Source organism: Limnothrix sp. PR1529 (genome assembly GCF_002742025.1).
GTDB lineage: Bacteria > Cyanobacteriota > Cyanobacteriia > CACIAM-69d > CACIAM-69d > CACIAM-69d.
This window is the reverse complement of the sequence record NZ_LIRO01000022.1, coordinates 1-20,106: the sequence shown is the minus strand read 5'-3', so window position 1 is coordinate 20,106 and position 20,106 is coordinate 1. Positions and strand designations below refer to the sequence as shown.

Below are 20,106 nucleotides of genomic sequence, written 5' to 3'. Positions count from 1 at the left end.
ATTAATCAACGGTTCAACGTCGGGATGGGGTGGCCTGAATTTGATCGATTTGATCAAGTTGATCAAGCTGCTGAGTATAGGCACAAACGCGATTCATCACATCCCGTAGTTGAGCTGACAAAATTTCAGCCCAATCGAGCCGATCGGCCAGGGCATTGGTTTCGAGTTGGCAAGCCAAATCTGGCATTTCCAAAACGCCAGCATTGGCCGCCGCACCTTTAATTTGGTGGGCCCGCCGATAGACTTCCTTGATGTTTTGGCTCTCGATCGCCCGATCGAGGGCTTCCAAATATTCCGGAATGCCCTCCACAAAAATACTGAGAATCTCACGGGCCACTTCCGGATCGCCCATGGAAATCTCCATCAACCGTTCCCGATCGATCGGCGGTGCTGACTCAGAAGCGGAATTTCCAGCGCTCAGCATTGGCTTGGGAGTCGGTTCCGTCGGGGGCAAGTCGCCTTCCGTATGCAAGTTGCGACTCATGGGAATCACCCAGCGATCAAGCACCGCCGCCAAGCCCGCCAAGCTAATGGGCTTGCTGATGTAGTCATTCATGCCCACCGCCAAACATTCCTCCCGGGCCCCAGCCAAAGCATTGGCCGTCATGGCAATCACCGTCACATCCCGATTGGGGCCCGCTTCCGCCCGCAACCGTTGCACGGCCTGATAGCCATCCATCACCGGCATCAAGCAATCCATCAACACCAAGTCAAACGGCTCCCGCAGCAGTCGATCGATCGCCTGTTGGCCATTGTCAGCACAGGTCACATTCTCCCAACCCAGACTCTTGAGCTGCCGCAAGACAATTTGTTGATTCAGGGGCGTGTCTTCCACCACCAAAATCTTGCAATGTACCGGCCGCACCAGGGGATGGAGCGATCGCGCCGCCGATCGCCCATCACGCTCAGCCACCGTGGGCGACTCCAGCACCGCAGGCAAAGTTGGTGACTCGTGACGCACCGCCGCCGTTAACGCATCCAGCAGTTGCGAAACCAAAATCGGCATCGTCAGGTAATGCTTAATCACCCCCTGACCCACCAGTTGATGGCCCAGCGATCGCGCTTCCGGCTTCAGCAACAGAATCCAGTGCAAAGCGGCCAAGGCCGGTTGCTGCTGAATTTGTCGCTGCAACGGTTCCCAAGTCAAATCCAAATCTTCCAAATTCACAAGGGCGATCGTGTAAGGGTTTTCGCTGTGGCTGGCCGTCTCGATCGCCCCAAACACCTCATCCGCCGACACACGATCCAAACGCCCACCCCAAGCCCGCACCTGAGAACCAATCAACAATTGCTGGCGGGGATCCGTATCCACCAACAGCAACCGTTCTTGGCGCAAAAAAGACCATTGCTCCACCTCATCCGTCAACGCCTGGCGCTGCAAGGGCACTGAAAACCAAAACGTACTGCCCCCGCCCACATTGGCCTCATAGCCAATTTCTCCCCCCATCAGTTCCACCAACTGCCGACAAATGGCCAGACCCAACCCAGTGCCCCCATAGCGACGGGTCGTGGAAGCATCCACCTGCGAAAAAGACTGAAACAGCTTGTGACGATGCTCCGGCAACACCCCCACCCCCGAATCTCGCACCTCACAGTGAATTATCACCATCTTGTTTGATTGGGATTCCAAAGACATTTGAAAAACCACCTGTCCTTGATCCGTGAATTTAATGGCATTACCCACCAAATTAATGCAAATTTGATGCAGTCTTGTGGGGTCGCCCACCACCGTCCAAGGCACATTACTATCCAGCAATGTTAAAAGCGTTAATCCTTTCGCTTGAGCTTGGGGCCGCAGGAGATGATCGACGGTTTCAATACATTGATTTAGGTCAAAGGGAATGGACTCTAGCTGTACTTCCCGAGCTTCAATTTTTGCCCAATCCAAAATGTCATTAATTAACGACAACAGGTGCTCGCCGCTGGTTTTTAAGATTCGGGCTAAGTCTTGCTGTTCAAGGTTTAGGGGCGTTTGTAGCAGCAGATCAGTTGTGCCTAAAGCCGCATTCAAAGGAGTCCGAATTTCATGACTCATGTTGGCCAGAAATTGGCTTTTGGCTCGGTTAGCAGAATCGGCTAATTCTTTTGCCAGTTGCAATTCCGTGGACTGGTGTTGAAGACGTTGCACCAATTGGGTTTGTTGAACAGCAATTCCCAGTTGTGCTCCAATTTGCACCAGAATTTTGATGTCTGATTCGCTCCAAGTTCGGGGGCGTTCATTTTGATAGGCTCCCAGGACTCCCCACAGTTCCCGTCCACAATGAATGGGTACACAAATAAAGGCTTTGGCCGCCAATCGATCGAGCAATTCCAAACAGGTGTCCGCCAAATCCGCCTGCTCCACATCGCTGGCACTGACATAACTGGCTCCCAAGTTGAAGGGGCCGCCTTGGGTCAGTTGCCAAGTTTTGTGGCACAGGGCGGGATTCAAGTGATCCACATCCTTGGTGACTCCGCTCGGACTAACCAAGGGCTGCACACCATCGGCCACAGACTCCACCAAAAATTGACCGCTCCAGTCTGGATTAAACCGATAGATCACCACTCGATGGCAGAGCAGGGCCCGCCGTAGCTCATCGGTTGTATCCAGAAAAATTTCATCCAGATCCAGGGATTGCCGCATTCGGGTGATGATTCGGGCGATCGCGGTTTCGCGCCGGGCCAAGTCCCGCAGGGCCTGTTCTGCCTGCTTTCGTTGCATCAAGGCTCCGGCCTGAGTCCCCACCGCCTCCAACAGATGCAAAATTTTGTTATCGAGGGTCGAGGCCTGTCGTCGCAGGAACATCAAGACCGCCAAAACCTGGGAGCCGTCCAAAATGGGAACCGCAAAGGCCGATCGCAAACCGACACTAGCGGCCAGCTCTGAACGGGCAAAAATTCCCGGATAGCTCAAATCCTCCAGCCATTCCGCCTGGCGCTGGGCCCAAACTCGGCCGGGCATTCCTTCTCCCGATCGATACTGAAGCTGCAAACTGGCTTGGCGAAAGGCTTGAAAAGATGGGTCACTGGCATACCAACTGGGGCTGCACTCCAGCGCCGTCCCGTGGGCATTTGGCACCCAGGCTTCTGCACAATCCCACTTAATGGTTTGGCAAGTCAGCCGCAAAATGGCTTCAAGGGATGCATCAAAATCCGAGGCTCGCCCGATCGCCTGGGAAGCCGCCAGCAACAGCCGAATTTCAATTTCAACTTTCTGGCGCTGAACAATTTGTTTGTGTAGCAGTTCATTCTGCTCAGTCAGGCGACGATTAGCCGATCGCAATTCTTCCTGAAGGGCATACAACCGTAGTTGGCTCTCAATTCGCGACAGAATTTCTTGAACCTGAAAAGGTTTAGTAATATAGTCAACTCCACCGGCTTCAAAGGCATGAACTTTATCGGTTGGGCGATCCAAAGCACTAATAAAAATGACAGGAATATGACGAGTTTGAGGATCATCTTTTAAATAACGACAAACCTCATATCCATCCAAATCTGGCATACAAGCATCCAGAAGGATTAAATTTGGTGCAGCCAATCGAGCAGCACTTAATGCCAATCGACCACTAATTGCCTTTCTAACGCGATAGCCATGGGTCTCCAGCATGGAAGACAGCAGACGGAGATTGTCTGGCAAGTCATCCACGATTAAGATGTCGGCTTTGGCGGGATGCCCAGAAGAAGATAACATCGACAGCAATCCAGAGAGGAAGGGGGAAATTAGTGATCAAGCGTCAAGCAAGGATCTAGCAACTGTTATTCAAGACGGTTCATTTCATGCGATTCGTTGGGTTCACGGCTGATGAGTGTTGTGTTATTTTTGATTGGTTTTTAATTGATTTTTGATTGATTGGGACGATCGGGATAGTCAATTGTTTGGAATTTGAGCTTATTAGCTGTTAGGTACTTTAGGCGGTCAATGACTATCAAGTCAGCGATCGCCTAAAGTCAGATTAACTCTGAACTTTTGGTGGCTTCAGTCTGTACGCCATTCAACAATCATGCAGCATGGTCATGGCTGTTAACTATCGGTAGAACACGAGTATTTTTTGATACGATCGCCCGGTTCCCTTTACGGGGATAGTACAAATTGCGGTGCGTCTTTAAGGCCGACGGGGCCGGCGGCGATCGAGGGGAACAACCGTGGCCGCACTGCTTTCGCGGGCCACCCGAATCAGCAACCCCGCTAGAAACAGACTGGCAATAATCGAGCTACCGCCATAGCTCATGAGGGGAAATGGCAGTCCTGTAGTTGGCAGCACGCCGGTTGCCACGCCAATGTTCACCAGGGCTTGGCCAACCAGCAGCAACACAGCACCGACGGCCACCAGTCGCAGGGAGCGATCGCTCGCATTGGCAGCCACTCGCAGGCCCAATGCACCATAAACGACTAATAGAGTCAACAACAGTAGGGAACCGACAAAGCCAAACTCTTCCGCAAACACTGAAAAGATAAAGTCAGTGAACTGGATGGGCAGGCTGGCTAATTTTTGTTGCGAGAGGCCAAACCCCGTCCCCCACCAGCCCCCCGACCCGATCGCCAGGAGACTTTGCACCAATTGATAGCCAATGCCTAGGGGGTCATCCCAAGGATTGAGAAAGGAGGCAATTCGCCGCTGCTGGTAAGTGCGCAGGCTGATACTAATTAGTCCTAAAACCAGCCCACCTCCCGCCGCGCTGAGCAGATAGGCATAGGGCAAGCCCGCCGTCAGCGCCAGTAGCCAAACGGTCATCCCACAAACCGCTGCGGTGCTGAGATTGGGTTGCAACAAGATCCCCAACAACACTGCACCGATGGTTCCCAGCCAAAACCAGCGATGGCGATCGGTCAACCGTTCCCACTGGCCCAAAATGCGGGCACTTTGCAGCACCAAAAAGGGCTTTAGGAGTTCCGAGGGTTGAATTGGCAAGACCCCAATTTCAATCCAGCGAACGGCTCCGTTGGCCGATCGCCCAAGACCAGGAACCAGCAGCGCCCACATCAGCATTAGGGTGACTAGCAACCCCCAGTGGGCGATCGCCAGCACGTAACGCAGGGGCAGGGAAACGGCCGTTTGGAATCCCACCAAACCCGCCGCGATCCACAGTAATTGCCGTTTGCAGTAGTACCAACCGTCTCCTTCCGTGGCTTCCGCACTGGCGTAGGAAGCAGATAGCAAAATCAGAAACCCCACAAACAGCCAAAAGAAGGTGAGCCAACGCAACCAACGGGCTTCGTCGGCCCAGCCCACGGCCGACCACCCCACGGAGGTTCGAAACTGTGTGAGCCAATCACTCCAAACAAGGGGGCGACGTTGGGCCATGGATTGCAGGCAACCTCAAGGGGCAAAGACAACCAGGAAGCAACCCCACCAGCGGAGGCCAAGTGCTGCTGACTTCAAACAATGCTGATGCAAAATACCTATTCAAAACAATATCGCGAGCCACAAGTTTCAGCTACCCGTAGGCAGGCTCACTTGTCACTCGCGATCGGCTGAGTTCGGAATTGGTGTGCCAATTCCAAAAATGACTGAGGGTTGGGTCACCGACTCGATCGATCCACCTGACCCCGAAAGGACAGAAGGAACCGATCAGGCGGTTCACAGTTTGCCAATCTACAGCAAACCCGTATTCGTGCCCGGGCGGCCCGTAGCCAGCTCGACCTTCACGATTTTGCCACCCATCTTTTGGATGCGTTGCTGTTCCTTGAACCAGTTGTCGTAGGAAACCAGCTTCGTGAAGAAGGTGTTTTGCAGCTCGCGCTGCGTCCGAATTCGCGTTTGGCTCGGCACGCAAGCCGTAATTTTAAACATCCGCATGGCGAGAAACCTTTGTGACTTCAACGACAAATCTGACCAAAATTCAGACCAAGTCCTTAAACAACGAGGTCTGAGCCGTGCTGCCCCCAAAGCTAACCAGACAACGCGATCGCGGAGCCTATGCAACTTTGAGCGTTCAGCAACTATCCCAGACCCCGTGGCTTCACTCATTTCAACCCAACAGGGGAAACCACAACCATCAACCCGGTGAGTCGAAATTCAGCCAAGCCATTTGTTGTTTAGCTCAAGCCCGAGGAGATGTAGTCGAAGTACACGCCCATTTCCTTGCCAGCGTCAGAGCCCACCAAACCGGCGGTCACTTCCTTCATGGCTTGGATTGCTTGCACGGTGGTGCCGATGGGCACGCCCAAGGAGTTGTAGGTTTCCTTCAGGCCGTTGAGCACGCGCTCATCGAGGATCGAAGGATCGCCAGCCAACATAGCGTAGGTGGCATAGCGGAGGTAGTAGTCCAGGTCGCGGATGCAAGCAGCATAGCGACGGGTGGTGTACATGTTGCCGCCGGGACGGGTCACATCGGAGTACAGCAGCGACTTAGCAACAGCTTCCTTGACGATCGTGGCAGCATTAGCGCCGATCGCGTTAGCAGCGCGCACGCGCAGTTCGCCGGTAGCGAAGTAATTCTTCAGCTTATCCAGAGCGCTCGAGTCGAGGTACTTGCCCTGAACGTCGGAGGAGTTGATGACGGAGGTAATTGCGTCTTGCATGATCGTTTTTGAATAAGTCGGTTTTGCAAGGAAATGGCTTTCATTAAAGCCGAAGCAAGTCAAGCTAGCGAGGGAGAACCCAGGTCTTAGCTCAAGCCGCCAATCACGTAATCGAAGTAAGCCGAAGCTTCAGCTGCATCTTCGCCGCTCAGCAGACCAGCAGCAGCAGCCTTCATGCCACGCACACCTTCAGCCACGCCGTCGATCGGGGTACCCAGCGAGCGGTACATTTCGCGCACACCCACCAAACCGATTTCTTCGATCGGGGTCACGTCGCCAGCCACGATGCCGTAGGTCACCAGACGCAGGTAGTAGTCCAGGTCGCGCAGGCAGGTTGCGGTCATTTCTTCACCGTAAGCGTTACCGCCGGGCGAAACCACATCGGGGCGCTTTTGGAACAGTTGTTCGCCGGCTTGCTTAACGATGCGCTCACGGGCATCGGTCAGGATTTGGGCAATGCGCAGGCGTTGAGCGCCGGTGGACACGAAAGCCTTGATGCGATCCAGTTCGCCGGGGCTGAGATAGCGGGCCTCAGCGTCGGCATTCACGATTGACTTCGTGACGATACTCATTGAATAAACTCCTCCGAAAGGAAAAAAGTTTTGACTGGAGATTGGGGCTTCCACCGAGGAAACGACTAGCATCGCTGCGATTGCTCAGGCAGCGGGAGCAACGAGAAATTTTCTAAGCCAGGTCGTTTAACCCTTAGCTCGAAATCCACCAGCGACAGTCCTGAGACCGCACTCGGTGTCCTCCCCGGCAAATCAACACTTATTCTCAGGCATGAAGCCCGTTGACCCTCGCTTGGATTAACAGTTTTTAACATCCTTCCTCAGACAGCTAATCTTTGAGGGCCGTTCCGAGTCTGTGATTTCTGTCCCGATCGCTCAACTGCCGAAAAGACAAAACACCAGGCGAATCAAAATCTAGGGTCAAGACTTTGCGCCTGATGTTTTGCAGATTTCGGTTTGGATCGAGCGATCCAGTGATCGCCCAACAGCCAAGTTTTCCCAAGTCCAAATTTATTTTTGGAATTGACCAAATTGCAGTTCGTAAACCTCATCCTCACAACCGGTTTGGATTTTGAGGTTAGAACGGGGCTTGGCGGTACAAAGGAGCGCAAACCCCTTTGTGCGCAAATCCGGACTCAAGCCCATGCTGTCACCTGGCTCGATCGTCCCTTCCACTACGCGGGCAGCACAGGTCGTGCAAACCCCCGCATTGCAAGAGCTGGGAAGCGTCAGCCCCGCCGCTGCCGCCGCCGTCAAAATGGGCGTATCATCCGCCACTTGCAGGACGTGGGTTTGCCCTTCGTGCTGAATTTCAACCTGATAGGTCGTGCTCATGGTTCTTCTCTCAAATCCCTAGCCAATCCCTAGGAGCGCAGCGCCTCAGCACCACCGCACACTTCCAGGATTTCTTGGGTAATAGCGGCCTGCCGTGCCTTGTTGTAAGTCAAGGTCAAAGTGCCAATCAGGGTCTTGGCATTCTCGGTGGCGTTGCTCATGGCAGTCATCCGAGCAGCCAACTCGCTGGCGGCGGACTCTTGCAGGGCCCGCAGCAGTTGGTTGTTCAGGTACAACGGCAAGAGCGCATTCAGGATCTGTACCGGATCCTGCTCAAAGATGGTGTCGCGCGGCAAGGGTGTGGTGGGCAAATCGACCCGCTCACGCTCCACTTGGAATTGTCCGCCACGGGTCGTCAGCCGGAAGATCTCATCATCCGAAGCTTCCAAACCTTGCGGATCCAACGGCAGCAGGGTTTGGACTACGGGACGGGAGCTAATCAGCGATACAAATTTGGTGTAGACCAGTTCAACGCGATCGACCGTTTCCGAGAGGAACAGCGACAGCAGCTCGTCTGCAATTTGCGATGCTTCCGACGCGCTGGGGATTTGCTCTAGACCGTCATAAACAGCCGCGACATCGTAGCCCCGGCGGCTGAAGTATTGGTTTGCCTTGCGACCCACCACGATCATTTTGACGTTGACCCCTTCAGCAAGCAGTTCTTTGCTGCGTTGCTCGGCCCGACGGATCACATTACCGTTGTAGCCACCACAGAGGCCCCGATCGCCTGAAACTACCAAAATACCTACGGTTTTAATGCTTCGTTGCCGCAGGAGTGGCAGATCTACGTCTTCAAATTTGAGGCGCGATTGCAAGCCGTAGAGCACTTGGGCTAAGCGATCGGCGAAGGGGCGGGTGTTGTTCACCTGCTCTTGGGCCCGGCGCACCTTTGCGGCGGCAACCAAGCGCATGGCTTCAGTAATTTTTTTAGTGTTTTTAACGGACTGAATTCGGTCGCGAATTGCCTTGAGGTTTGCCATAGCTGTGGAGTCCTTTGAGTCGCCTGAGTCGCTAGGGGGCGCGATCGCCCGGGGTAGAGGCCCCTAGGCGATCACTTGATTCGCGATGATTACTGAGCAACCAAGAAGGTTTGCTTGTACTCAGTCAACGCTTCCTTCAGCAGGGTTTCCGCCTCTTCCGTCAGTTGCTTGGTGCTGCGCACGGCTTCACCATAGCCAGCCTTGTTATTCTTCAGGTAATCCCGCAGACCCGCCACAAACTTGGTGATCAGGTTGACCGGAATTTCATCCAAATGGCCGTTAATCCCGGCGTAAATGACCGCCACTTGTTCATCCACACCGAGAGGCGCGTATTGGGGCTGCTTTAGCAGTTCCCGCAAGCGCTGACCACGGGCCAACTGATCTTGGGTCGCCTTATCCAGATCGGAAGCGAACTGTGCAAAAGCAGCCAAGTCATCGTATTGAGCCAGTTCCAGCTTCACCTTACCGGCTACCTTTTTCATAGCCTTGGTTTGGGCAGCCGAACCCACGCGGGATACGGAGATACCAGCGTTCACGGCCGGGCGCAGACCCGAGTTGAACAGGTCAGCGGACAAGAAGATCTGACCGTCGGTAATCGAAATCACGTTGGTCGGGATGTAGGCCGACACGTCACCGGCTTGGGTTTCGATGATCGGCAGAGCCGTCATGCTCCCACCACCCAGCTCATCGCTCAGCTTGGCGGCGCGCTCCAGCAAGCGGCTGTGGAGATAGAACACGTCGCCGGGGTAAGCTTCCCGACCGGGCGGACGACGCAGCAGCAAGGACATTTGGCGATAGGCCTGGGCTTGCTTGGACAAGTCATCGTAAACCACCAGGGTGGCCTTGCCCTTGTACATGAAGTACTCGGCAATGGCAGCGCCGGTGTAGGGAGCCAGGTATTGCAAGGTGGCGGGGTCGTTGGCGTTGGCGGCCACCACGATGGTGTAGTCCAGCGCGCCCGATTCCTTCAGCACGTCGATCACCTGGGCCACGGAGGAGGCCTTTTGCCCGATCGCCACGTAGATGCAGATCACATCTTCGGACTTTTGGTTGATGATCGTGTCGATCGCGATCGAGGTCTTACCCGTTTGGCGGTCACCGATGATCAGCTCCCGTTGGCCACGCCCGACCGGAATCATCGAGTCAATTGCCGTAATCCCGGTTTGCATCGGTTCGCACACGGACTTCCGGGCGATAATCCCAGGGGCCATCGATTCGATCAGACGGGTTTCCGAGGAGGCAATGTCGCCCTTGCCATCGATCGGGCGAGCCAACGCATCCACAACCCGGCCCACAACCGCATCACCCACCGGAATCGCCGCGATCTTACCGGTGGCACGAACGGTACTGCCTTCTTGGATGTTGAGGCCGTCACCCATCAACACAGCACCCACATCGTTCTCTTCGAGGTTCAGTGCGATACCCACAGTACCGTCCTCGAACTCCAGCAGCTCACCAGCCATGGCATTTTGCAGGCCATAGATACGAGCGATCCCGTCACCCACTTGCAGCACGGTGCCCACGTCGGCCACCTTGACATCCTTGTCGTACTGCTCAATCTGCTGCTGAATAATGCTGCTGATTTCGTCCGGTCTGATTGCAATCACGGTCTGCGACTCCTAGTTTTCAACGTTGTTTCCAGCGTTTGGGGTGCTTATCTTGGTTGCGGCCCTCGGGATTTGCTCACAAACAGAGCTAGATCGCGCCCAAAGTCAGCGCCATGCGTCGCAATTGACCACGCAGGCTGGCATCGACCACTTGCGAGCCGACTTTGATAATCACGCCGCCGATCAAATCGGTATCGACCTTCGTCACCAGTTCCACGCTGGCGGCCCCGGTGAGCTGTTTCACCCGCTCAATGGCGCTTTGGCGTTGCTCTTCCGTCAGTTCCACCGCAGAAGTCACTTCCGCCAAGGCCGTATTCGTAAACTGGCGCAGCAGGTCTTGATATTTCTGGGCGATCGAATCCAGCAGCGCAATCCGCTTGCGATCGACCAAGAGTTTCAAAAAGTTCGCCGTCAACGGGTGCAGAGTTTCACCCGCCAGGCGATCGAGTACAGACTTCTTATCGTCCGCCTTGACAAACGGGTTAGCCAAGAGAGCGCCCAGCTCATCCGAGGCTGCTAGCAAACCTCGTAGGTAGGTCACATCCTCGCCAAAACGCTCCACCAAGCTTTCCTTTTGAGCCAAGGTCATCAAAGCTTGCGCGTAAGGCTCGGCGATGCTGGCGATCATCGAACTGCTTTGCATCGTTAGTTCCCTCCCCCTTGAATCAGGGCCAAGCTCCGATCAACCAAATCCCGCTGTTGATCCGAATTCAAGCGCGAGCGCAGTTGGTCGTTGACCTGCTCCAGCGCTGCGGCCACAGCCCGCTGCCGCAATTGCGTAATCACACGCTCTTGCTCAGCCGCCAAGTCACTGGAAGCGGCCTCGCGCATCCGTTGCACATCCTGAGTGGACTTCGCCAAAATGGCTTCCTTCGTCCGCTCAGCCGCAACCTTTGCTTCAGCAGTGATTCGCTCTGCTTCCGCCTGGGCTTGAGCCAGTTTGCGCTGTTGCTCTTCCAAGGCTTTCACAGCTTCCGCTTGCGCCTTTTCTGCTTCGGTGATTGCCTCTTCGATCGCCGCTCTCCGGGTTCCCAGCAGGTTACCCAAGAAGCCACGACCAAAGTAGACCAGAACCCCCAACACGATCGCCAGGTTGATCACATTGGTTTCCAGGATGTCGGTGTTAATCCCGAACGATCCATGGGCCAACAGATGAGGGGCGATCGAACCCAAAAACATGTTCGTCATCACAACCTCATCCCAACTCAAAACCCAACAACTTCCGCACAATCTGACGGCTCAGCACCGCCACTTGACCGTCCAGGGCAGCCAAAGCCGTCTGCCGTTGACTGTCAATCTCCTGTTGAGCTGCTTCCCGCTCCGATTGGGCCTGTCGTTGTGCGTCTGCCACCGTCTGAGCCGCCAGTTTTTGCGCCTCCGCTTGGGCATCCGCTACGATGGACTGAGACTTACGGCGGGCCTCCGCCAAAGCCTTTTCATAGTCCGCCGTCAACGACTTCACCTTCTCCAGGCGCTCTTGTGCATCCAGTTGCTTGCCACGGATGTAGTCGGCCCGTTGGTCAATGGCTTGTCCCAGGGGCTTGTACAAAACCGCATTCAAAATCAAAGCCAAAATTAGAAACTGCGCTGCCATCAGGGGCAGGGTGGCATCAAGGTCAAACAGACCCCCTTCTGCCTCCGCTGCCAACAGCGTTGGTACGAGTGCGTATAGCATTTCGCTTACTCCCAGCAGATGGTTGACAGCCCCTTTTCGCGAGTTGGGGCAGCAAAAGGCTTTCGCATCAAGCAAGCACCTTTCGCCGCCTCAGGTAAAACTCGTTCGCAAAAGCCGAAAACCAAATTTACGAAGCGAAGGGGTTAGCGAACAGCAGCACCAGTGCCACCACCAGACCGTAAATCGTCAGAGCTTCCATGAACGCCAAGCTCAACAGCAAGGTGCCACGGATTTTGCCTTCTGCTTCCGGTTGACGAGCAATCCCTTCCACAGCTTGACCAGCCGCATTACCTTGACCGATACCGGGGCCAATTGCACCCAAACCCACAGCCAGAGCAGCAGCCAGAACCGAAGCAGCAGCAATCGTAGGATTCATTGTCGTAGTCCGTCCTTGAATTGTTGTTGAGAGTCTTGTAATTAGAAGGGAAACAATCCCCAATTGATGCTTTCACGACTCCGTTTCACAACCCCTAAAAATGGGGTCGTTAGTCGTGATGCTCGCCGTGGTGATCTTCCATTGCTTCACCAATGTAGGATGCCGCCAGAGTTGCAAAAATCAGGGCTTGAATTGCACTCGTGAACAGCCCCAAAACCATCAGCGGAATGGGCACGAACAAGGGAACCAGGAAGACCAGTACAGCCACCACAAGTTCATCCGCTAGGATATTACCAAACAAACGGAAGCTTAACGACAGCGGCTTGGTAAAGTCTTCAATGATTTTGAAGGGAACCATGATCGGGGTCGGCTGCGCGTAATCGGCGAAGTAACCCAACCCTTTTCGGCTCAATCCTGCATAGAAATAGGCGACCGATGTGGTCAGTGCCAGGGCAACCGTTGTGTTGATGTCGTTGGTAGGAGCAGCCAATTCACCAGACGGTAACTCAACGAGTTTCCAAGGAATGAGTGCACCACCCCAATTCGACACAAAAATGAATAGGAACAAGGTGCCAACAAAGGGAACCCATGCTCGATATTCTTTTTCGCCCACTTGGGTTTTGGTAAGGTCGCGGATAAACTCCAAGGCATATTCCATGAAGTTTTGCAATCCCGACGGTACTCGCTGAATGTTACGAGTTGCCAAGATGCAAGTAACGATCAGTAGCCCTAGGACAATCCAAGAGGCAAGGAAAACTTGCCCATGTACCTTGAAGTTGCCAATGTGCCAATAGAAGTGTTGACCAACTTCCAGTTCTGCTAGCGGAGAGAACGGAATGTTTGAAAAAAGATCGAACATAGCAACGCTGTTTTGCATAGGCATTTGACGAGATTGCTCTCGCAATTAGCCTAAGGGTTGGGCTTTGCGATCGCGCGCAACGTGTGGAAAATTAGAGCAGCCTTATAGGTCAGAAAACCAAGGATGATTGGCAACAGTTCAAGTTGCTGAACTCGAGCACCAATGAGAAAAATGGCTACAAAAAGTGCTAGCCGAGTTTTACTCAATTGCTGTTTGCCATTACCCAGGGTAGCGACATCTTTGGCCAGCATTCGCAGGTATACAATGCCCACCAGCGCTCCCAGCAAATAGCTCAGGGCAGTGTTGAGACTGTAGGTGGCCCAAACAGACAGAAAAATCACCAGGGATACAACCAAGGAGCCGATTAATAGCTCCCGTTGGAGTTTGTAGTATTCCTCCATGGCTGCGCCGTTTTCGGAAGTGCCCTCGATCGCTTCGGGAGAAACTTCCGGCATGGCGGTGACTGGTTCGACCGTTGGAGAGTCCATCGGTTGCAAACTCCTGGCTGTTGAATGCTGGCCCGGCGGCCCTAAGCCAGGTGCGATTGTACCACGCAGGTGTTGCGCGTTTTTCACGGGAAATGGGCGAGGTTGCTGGGGAGAGCTATTTTGACTGCGCCCGGATTTAGCGGGTGGTTGGCTAGGGATTGAATTAGCGTTGGGGAGTCAGCAATAACAGGCGCTGATCAAGCAACGATCGCACGTTTTCGAGGGTGAAGCCCGGCTGCTGGCTCAGGAGTTGGGCGATCGACTGGGGTTGGTCAGCGGTTTCGTTGGCAGCCACGGCACTGAGAAACTGAAAAGTGGCATCGTCCAAGCTGACAATCCGATAGTCCTGATTGAATAGACAACGGCTGGGCCAGCCATCCATACAGGGATTCAGGCTCGGCAGGGCTGCGGCCAGGGCGCTGGAGTCTTCCCAGGTGAGGCGATTGACCGGCGGGCAACCTAACCAAAACTCGTAGTGGGTGGCTCCTTCGGGATCCAGCGATTCCACCAGGCGATAGCGCTGTCGATCGCTCAAGCCCTCGGCTCGCGCCATCAATTCCGGATTGCTGCCCAAGAGGCGATCGAGCTGCCAGTAATCAGGGTTGGAAAAGCCCAGGAACTCCAGACCCGAAGCCTCAATTAATTCAAAGAGGGTGTCGATGTTGTAGTCCACTTCCTGGGGATGGACATACATATCTGCGAAACACTCATCCCGCTGGTTTTCCATCGACCAGCGCTCCTGTTCCCGCCGCACCAACCGATTGGTTTCGGGTAAGGCCGCAAATAGCGATCGTCCAATCTGAACACCATCACGATAGGGATTGGAATCTGCCGGGCCCGTGGGGCTTTCACGGAGCAGGCGGATCGCTCGCTGCATCAACTGGATTTCCCAACGACCCAGTTCCCCATAAACAAAAATGTGCATGAGGCCGCCGGGAGCTAGCTTGGCGGCCAGAGATTGAATGCCTCGCACCGGATCGGGCAGGTGGTGCAACACGCCAACGCAGTTGATCCAATCAAATTTGCCGGAAATTTCCTGGGCATCGTAAAGGCTGAGGTGACGGAATTCTACGCGATCGCCTCCGCGAACCCGATCGCCCGTCCGCCGACACCGTTCCCGAGCCACACCCAACGCCTCTGAACTCAGGTCGATCGCTGTGATCTTGGCTTCCGGGTTCAGATGCATTAAATATTCAGTGCCCACACCCGTACCGCAACCCGCATCCAAAATTCGAATATCAGTGCGTTCCGCCTTTCTGCCCGTGCAAAACTGATGCGCCGCTTGCCAATTCCAGCGCCAGTTATAGCCCGGCGGGGGTTCATCCAACAGGGGTTCTGGCGGAAACGGATAGGTATCGTAGAGCTTTTGGACGGCGGCGAGGGTTTGGGCGGTGCGCTGTGCTTCCATCGGAATTGAATAGGGGGTTGATTGGGTTGATTGTTTATATAGGAATTGCTGAAAAGAGGCTGAAACGAGGACTCGCAAGGGTGATCACCGCGATCGAGTCTATCGCACCCCCTGCCCTTCCAATGCCTGCGATCGCCCGCCTGAGAAGCATACACACTTCTTAACAAAGGCCGCCCCACGCACAGAATCGTTTTAGTCTAATGGGTGGATTCACAACCATATTGAGTTGAGATCGTCCCTTCCATGTTCGCCGACAGCCGTTGAGGGTTGCCAGCGTCGAGCCAACCTGAGGCTAAGGGCTAAAGGTTCTGTCCAATGTCACAGAACCCGGTACGGTCGTTCACCTGACTTAGAAAAGGACCATTAGAATCTCATGAGCGTTAAAGCAAGTGGTGGAAGCTCGGTTGCCCGTCCGCAGCTCTACAGCACTGTTCCCGTATCTAAAATTTCCCAAGCAGAACAACAAGATCGCTACCTAGCCCCAGCGGAACTCAGCGAACTTAAAACTTTCTTTAGCTCCGGTGCTCAACGACTGGCCATTGCTCAAGTCCTGACGGTTAACGCCGAAATCATCGTCTCGCGAGCAGCCAACAAGATCTTTACCGGTGGTTCGCCCCTGGCTTTCTTGGAAAAGCCGCCAACGGATGAACCGGTAATGGCCACCACCACCAACCCCGTAGCCAAGACGGTGCAGGAAGGCATGACCTTCGGCACCGTTACCTACGTGGAAGCCAAGAGCAGCGGCGGTGGCCTGTTCAGTGGTCTGCGTGACTTTTTCTTGACCCCCTCCGCGCCCATTCCCGCCGGCTTCCGGCCCATTAGCGTTGCCCGCTATGGCCCCCGGAACATGCAAAAGTCCTTGCGGGACATGAGCTGGTTTCTGCGCTATGTGACCTACGCGATCGTGGCCGGTGACCCGACGATCATCGCCGTGAACACCCGTGGTCTGCGCGAAATCATCGAAAACGCCTGTTCCACGGCCGCCACGATCGTGGCGATCGAGGGCATGAAGCAAGCGGCTCTCACCTACTTCCGCGATGATGCCAACGCCACGGAAATCGTCAAGCAATACTTTGACGTATTGCTAACGGAGTTCAAGGCCCCCACACCGTCCAACAAGGTGCGTCAGCGGCCTTCGGCGGATCAACAGGGTCTGGCCCTGCCGCAAATCTACGCCAACGCCGCTGAAAAGCGCGTGAAGTACGCGATGAAGCCCGGCCTGTCGGCCACCGAAAAGAACGATGCGGTGAAAGCGGCCTATCGCCAAGTGTTTGAGCGCGACATCACCCGCGCTTACTCCTTGGGAATTTCTGACCTGGAATCCAAGGTCAAAAACGGCGAAATTTCCATGAAGGAATTCATCCGCCGTTTGGCCAAGTCGCCCCTGTACCGCAAGCAGTTCTTTGAGCCGTTCATCAACAGCCGTGCTCTAGAACTCGCTTTCCGTCACATTCTGGGTCGTGGCCCTTCGTCCCGCGAAGAAGTGCAAAAGTACTTCTCGATCGTCTCGAGTGGCGGCTTGGCGGCCCTGGTCGATGCCCTGGTCGATTCGCAAGAATATGCGGATTACTTTGGCGAAGAAACCGTGCCTTACCTGCGTGGTCTGGGTCAAGAAGCCCAAGAGTGCCGCAACTGGGGCCCGCAGATCGACCTGTTCAACTACAGCGCCCCCTTCCGCAAGGTTCCCCAATTCATCACCACCTTTGGGGACTATGTGCAACCCCTGCGCGATCAGCATCCCTACGGGGTTGGTAATGATCCGCTGGAAATTCAGTTTGGGGCAATTTTCCCGAAAGAAACCCGCAATCCCAAGAACCGACCTGCGCCCTTTGGCAAGGATACCCGCCGGATTCTGATCAAGCGTGGTGCCGGGATTGAGAACCAACTGAGCAACCCGGGTGCAGTGGGCAAGGCTCCTGGCTCGATGGGGCCCAAGGTGTTCAAGCTGGATCAGTTGCCCGGGATTGGCAAGTCGGTGAAGACCGCCAGCATTCGCTTCTCGGAAAGCACCACCCAAGCCGTCATCCGCGCTGCCTACCTGCAAGTGTTTGGCCGCGATGTGTATGAAGGCCAGCGCCTGACGGTGGCGGAAATCAAGCTGGAAAACGGCAACATCACGGTCAAGGAATTCATTCGTCAGTTGGCCAAGTCGGATTTGTTCCGCAAGACCTACTGGAGTTCGTTGTACGTGATGAAGGCGGTGGAGTATATTCACCGTCGCCTGTTGGGTCGCCCCACCTACGGTCGCAACGAAACCAACAAGTACTTCGACATTTGCGCCAAGCAAGGGTTCTATGCCTTGATTGATGCAATTCTCGATACGGCGGAATATGCGGAAGCCTTTGGGGAAGATACGGTTCCCTACGAGCGCTATCTGACGGCGGGTGGCCAAGCCCTGCGCACGACTCGTCCGGGTAACTTGGGCTTCAAGGGCGTGCTGACCAAGCCGGAACCGGAAGCACCGCGCTTTGTGGAGCTGGGACAACCGCTCTCGATCCGCACGGAAGGGGATGCGAGCAACCGCGCTGGCCAAGGGGTGAGCCGTCGTCGCGAGCAAACCAAGACCTTCAAGCTGACGACCACAACCGACAAGGTGGCCCTGAAAACGGCGATCGCGGCGGCCTATCGTCAGGTCTTTGAGCGTGACTTGGATCCTTACATCGTGCGGGCTGAGTTCACGGCGCTGGAAAGCAAGCTGGGCAATGGCGAAATCACGATGAAGGAATTCATCGAGTCATTGGGCGGCTCTCGCTTGTACACCAAGGAATTCTATGCCCCCTATCCGAACACGAAGGTGATCGAACTGGGTCTGAAGCATTTCTTGGGTCGGGCACCGCTGAACCAGGTGGAAATCCGCAAGTACAACCAAATTCTGGCGACAGAAGGTCTGAAGGGTTTTGTGTCGGCCATGCTGAACACGCCGGAATATGCGGAGTGCTTCGGTGAGGATACGGTTCCCTATCGCCGGTTCCCGACGCTGCCAGCGGCCAACTTCCCGAACACCAACCGGTTGTATGACCAACTGACCAAACAGAACAGCGATGTGGTGGTGCCGAGCTTTGTGCCGGCAACGCCCCTGAGCCGTGCCTAAAGCGCGGATTCTGTGGGTCTTTTCTGACAGGTGATTCTGTTGAATTTGAGGTTGTGAATGCTCCTACATTCGATCGCTCGCTGATGCTGGGCGATCGGGTGTAGGCTTCTCAATTTCAAGCCTGGTTGAGTGGCTGACTCTTAAATCAGCCCAATTAAACATACCTTTTAAGCCAGTTTTTCAAAACTGTTGAAAACAAGGGGCCTCCGCTCCTTGTTTTTGCGTTTTTGGCGCTGTTGATGGTCGCTACGGTAATGGCTACTCATAGGACTGATGATCGTGGCTCGCCTAGAGTCCGTTCTTTGTGATACCAATTACCATCCTATTCAAGATAAAATTACTACCGACTTCATAACTTAAACAACCCGTCATTAAAAAGATTTGAAGCCAGGGTGCATCAATGGCTATTTCATTTAGCGGTTCCTATAGTCAGAACTTCGACGCTCTCGATTTGAGTGGTTCTAACAGTGATCTAGCTTGGACTAATAACACTACGCTGCCCGGCTGGTATTTGTTTCGCCAGCCCACTCCTGGCCAGGCCTTAACAATTTATCGATCGAGCCAAGGCGACACCACTACAGGCAATTTCTATAGCTTTGGCATCATTGGAGAGAGCGATCGAGCCTTAGGCGGCATCGGCTCAGGCGGTACATATTTCGGGAGTCCTGCCAGCGGAAACATTGCCGGATGGATCGCGTTTGCGGCCAAAAACACCACTGGCACGACAATTAATCACCTCACAATTTCCTTTACGGGTGAACAGTGGCGAAATGGGGGAAACGCCACTGCGCAAACCATGGTGTTGGAATATGGCTTTGGTAGCAGTTTCACAACCGTTCCAACCTGGACAGCGCCAGGAAGCGCGTTCAATTGGACTTCGCCTGTCGCAACTACGACGGCTGGCATAGTTGACGGGAATGTTGCGGGGCGGGTTGCGGGCGTTGGAGGCGCACTGTCCGGCTTGAGCTGGGCCAACAATGACACCCTCTGGCTTCGTTGGGTGGAGCGAAATGACACGGGGGATGATCATGGTTTGGCGATCGATGACTTCTCCCTCACCGGCACACCCAACCCCACCGTCAATCTCTCGGTCAGCCACAACACAGGAACCGAAACCGATCGAACCGTCATCACCGTTACGGCCACCGCTTCCAAGGCCGTTGTCAGTGACCAAACCATTGAATTCCAAGTCAGCGGGGCAAACATCACCCCGGAAGACTATCAGCTCAGCCAACCCCAAATCAGCATCACCAACGGCAACACAACCGGCTCCATCACCTTCACGGTGATGGATGACGCGATGGTGGAAGGAACCGAAACCGCCACCATTACCCTGAAAGCAACGACCAGTGGCTTGACCCTCGGCGGCAGCCGGGTACAAACGATCGAGATCGAAGATAACGACGGGGCCATCAGCTCCCCCAGTCCCCTGAGTCCGGCTGGTGGTTTGGCTCCGGCTCCTGTTGCTCCAGTTTTTGTGGCTCCGGCCCCGATCGCCCCCAGCCCAGAACTTCCCCCCAGCAGCCCGATCGCCCCACCGCCGCCCCTGCCGCCTCGACTGATCGTGACTCTCGATCGGGGCGGGCCAATCATCCTTGACGACACCACCGCCCCCATACAGCTCACCCAACCCTCAGCCACCACAGACAGCGCAGCCCGGCCCCAACAGGTCATCAGCATCACCAACATTAGCTCAGAACCCCTGAAGCTCTTGGCTTTGCAACTCCCCAAGGGCTTTTCCATTTTGGAAACCCTGCCACCCGTTGTTCTGCCC

General features: G+C 54.8%; 16 protein-coding genes and 1 pseudogene. 2 read left to right on the top strand and 15 right to left on the bottom strand.

Translation table 11 applies throughout. The features are described 5' to 3' along the window. Positions 1 to 13: 13 nt before the first annotated feature. The 15 genes from AMR42_RS03840 to AMR42_RS03765 form a co-directional block, all read right to left on the bottom strand. Positions 14 to 3,670 carry a response regulator gene (locus AMR42_RS03840; RefSeq protein WP_099532146.1) on the bottom strand — a complete coding sequence of 1,219 codons (3,657 nt, stop codon included), beginning with the start codon at positions 3,668 to 3,670 and terminating at the stop codon, positions 14 to 16. A gap of 412 nt (positions 3,671 to 4,082) precedes the next feature. Then, a complete protein-coding gene (locus AMR42_RS03835) occupies positions 4,083 to 5,282 on the bottom strand; it encodes an FtsW/RodA/SpoVE family cell cycle protein (protein ID WP_099532145.1) in 1,200 nt (399 codons plus the stop codon). A gap of 291 nt (positions 5,283 to 5,573) precedes the next feature. Next, a complete protein-coding gene (locus tag AMR42_RS03830) occupies positions 5,574 to 5,777 on the bottom strand; it encodes a phycobilisome linker polypeptide (protein WP_099532144.1) in 204 nt (67 codons plus the stop codon). 239 nt (positions 5,778 to 6,016) lie between these two features. Continuing rightward, positions 6,017 to 6,502 carry an allophycocyanin subunit beta gene (apcB, locus tag AMR42_RS03825; RefSeq protein WP_099532143.1) on the bottom strand — a complete coding sequence of 162 codons (486 nt, stop codon included), beginning with the start codon at positions 6,500 to 6,502 and terminating at the stop codon, positions 6,017 to 6,019. A gap of 86 nt (positions 6,503 to 6,588) precedes the next feature. Then, a complete protein-coding gene (apcA, locus tag AMR42_RS03820; RefSeq protein ID WP_099532201.1) occupies positions 6,589 to 7,074 on the bottom strand; it encodes an allophycocyanin subunit alpha in 486 nt (161 codons plus the stop codon). Between the two features lie 450 nt (positions 7,075 to 7,524). After that, complete coding sequence (locus AMR42_RS03810) at positions 7,525 to 7,848, bottom strand: 2Fe-2S iron-sulfur cluster-binding protein (RefSeq protein WP_099532141.1); 324 nt, start codon at positions 7,846 to 7,848, stop codon at positions 7,525 to 7,527. Positions 7,849 to 7,877: 29 nt separating this feature from the next. After that, positions 7,878 to 8,828, bottom strand: a complete 951-nt coding sequence (locus AMR42_RS03805; RefSeq protein WP_099532140.1) for a F0F1 ATP synthase subunit gamma — start codon at positions 8,826 to 8,828, stop codon at positions 7,878 to 7,880. An 89-nt stretch (positions 8,829 to 8,917) separates the two neighbouring features. Then, entirely contained in the window at positions 8,918 to 10,435 is a 1,518-nt protein-coding gene (gene atpA / locus AMR42_RS03800; protein ID WP_099532139.1) for a F0F1 ATP synthase subunit alpha, read from the bottom strand. Positions 10,436 to 10,523: 88 nt separating this feature from the next. Continuing rightward, complete coding sequence (gene atpH, locus AMR42_RS03795; RefSeq protein WP_099532138.1) at positions 10,524 to 11,078, bottom strand: ATP synthase F1 subunit delta; 555 nt, start codon at positions 11,076 to 11,078, stop codon at positions 10,524 to 10,526. Positions 11,079 to 11,080: 2 nt separating this feature from the next. Next, positions 11,081 to 11,623 (bottom strand): F0F1 ATP synthase subunit B, encoded by a 543-nt coding sequence (locus tag AMR42_RS03790; protein ID WP_234406580.1) that lies wholly within the window; start codon positions 11,621 to 11,623, stop codon positions 11,081 to 11,083. A gap of 7 nt (positions 11,624 to 11,630) precedes the next feature. Beyond that, entirely contained in the window at positions 11,631 to 12,110 is a 480-nt protein-coding gene (locus AMR42_RS03785; protein WP_099532137.1) for a F0F1 ATP synthase subunit B', read from the bottom strand. Positions 12,111 to 12,237: 127 nt separating this feature from the next. Continuing rightward, positions 12,238 to 12,486, bottom strand: a complete 249-nt coding sequence (gene atpE, locus AMR42_RS03780; protein WP_099532136.1) for an ATP synthase F0 subunit C — start codon at positions 12,484 to 12,486, stop codon at positions 12,238 to 12,240. 109 nt (positions 12,487 to 12,595) lie between these two features. Continuing rightward, complete coding sequence (atpB, locus tag AMR42_RS03775; RefSeq protein WP_199291587.1) at positions 12,596 to 13,369, bottom strand: F0F1 ATP synthase subunit A; 774 nt, start codon at positions 13,367 to 13,369, stop codon at positions 12,596 to 12,598. Between the two features lie 26 nt (positions 13,370 to 13,395). Further along, positions 13,396 to 13,833 (bottom strand): ATP synthase subunit I, encoded by a 438-nt coding sequence (locus AMR42_RS03770; RefSeq protein ID WP_234406577.1) that lies wholly within the window; start codon positions 13,831 to 13,833, stop codon positions 13,396 to 13,398. 163 nt (positions 13,834 to 13,996) lie between these two features. Then, positions 13,997 to 15,241 carry a bifunctional 2-polyprenyl-6-hydroxyphenol methylase/3-demethylubiquinol 3-O-methyltransferase UbiG gene (locus tag AMR42_RS03765; RefSeq protein WP_099532134.1) on the bottom strand — a complete coding sequence of 415 codons (1,245 nt, stop codon included), beginning with the start codon at positions 15,239 to 15,241 and terminating at the stop codon, positions 13,997 to 13,999. 373 nt (positions 15,242 to 15,614) lie between these two features. Between AMR42_RS03765 and AMR42_RS03760 the strand changes: the two genes are divergently transcribed. Together AMR42_RS03760 and AMR42_RS03755 are read left to right on the top strand one after the other, a co-directional pair. After that, the gene (locus AMR42_RS03760; protein ID WP_099532133.1) at positions 15,615 to 18,332 is read left to right on the top strand and encodes a phycobilisome rod-core linker polypeptide; all 2,718 of its coding nucleotides are present in this window, start codon (positions 15,615 to 15,617) and stop codon (positions 18,330 to 18,332) included. Positions 18,333 to 18,732: 400 nt separating this feature from the next. Beyond that, positions 18,733 to 20,106 (top strand): annotated as a pseudogene (locus AMR42_RS03755) (hypothetical protein); the annotation flags it as partial.

Coding starts and splice junctions, on each gene's coding strand:
- AMR42_RS03840 (WP_099532146.1), bottom strand. CDS start 3,670: ATGTTATCTTCTTCTGGGCATCCCGCCAAAGCCGACATCTTAATCGTG.
- AMR42_RS03835 (WP_099532145.1), bottom strand. CDS start 5,282: ATGGCCCAACGTCGCCCCCTTGTTTGGAGTGATTGGCTCACACAGTTT.
- AMR42_RS03830 (WP_099532144.1), bottom strand. CDS start 5,777: ATGCGGATGTTTAAAATTACGGCTTGCGTGCCGAGCCAAACGCGAATT.
- apcB (WP_099532143.1), bottom strand. CDS start 6,502: ATGCAAGACGCAATTACCTCCGTCATCAACTCCTCCGACGTTCAGGGC.
- apcA (WP_099532201.1), bottom strand. CDS start 7,074: ATGAGTATCGTCACGAAGTCAATCGTGAATGCCGACGCTGAGGCCCGC.
- AMR42_RS03810 (WP_099532141.1), bottom strand. CDS start 7,848: ATGAGCACGACCTATCAGGTTGAAATTCAGCACGAAGGGCAAACCCAC.
- AMR42_RS03805 (WP_099532140.1), bottom strand. CDS start 8,828: ATGGCAAACCTCAAGGCAATTCGCGACCGAATTCAGTCCGTTAAAAAC.
- atpH (WP_099532138.1), bottom strand. CDS start 11,078: ATGCAAAGCAGTTCGATGATCGCCAGCATCGCCGAGCCTTACGCGCAA.
- AMR42_RS03790 (WP_234406580.1), bottom strand. CDS start 11,623: ATGACGAACATGTTTTTGGGTTCGATCGCCCCTCATCTGTTGGCCCAT.
- AMR42_RS03785 (WP_099532137.1), bottom strand. CDS start 12,110: ATGCTATACGCACTCGTACCAACGCTGTTGGCAGCGGAGGCAGAAGGG.
- atpE (WP_099532136.1), bottom strand. CDS start 12,486: ATGAATCCTACGATTGCTGCTGCTTCGGTTCTGGCTGCTGCTCTGGCT.
- atpB (WP_199291587.1), bottom strand. CDS start 13,369: ATGCCTATGCAAAACAGCGTTGCTATGTTCGATCTTTTTTCAAACATT.
- AMR42_RS03770 (WP_234406577.1), bottom strand. CDS start 13,833: ATGGACTCTCCAACGGTCGAACCAGTCACCGCCATGCCGGAAGTTTCT.
- AMR42_RS03765 (WP_099532134.1), bottom strand. CDS start 15,241: ATGGAAGCACAGCGCACCGCCCAAACCCTCGCCGCCGTCCAAAAGCTC.
- AMR42_RS03760 (WP_099532133.1), top strand. CDS start 15,615: ATGAGCGTTAAAGCAAGTGGTGGAAGCTCGGTTGCCCGTCCGCAGCTC.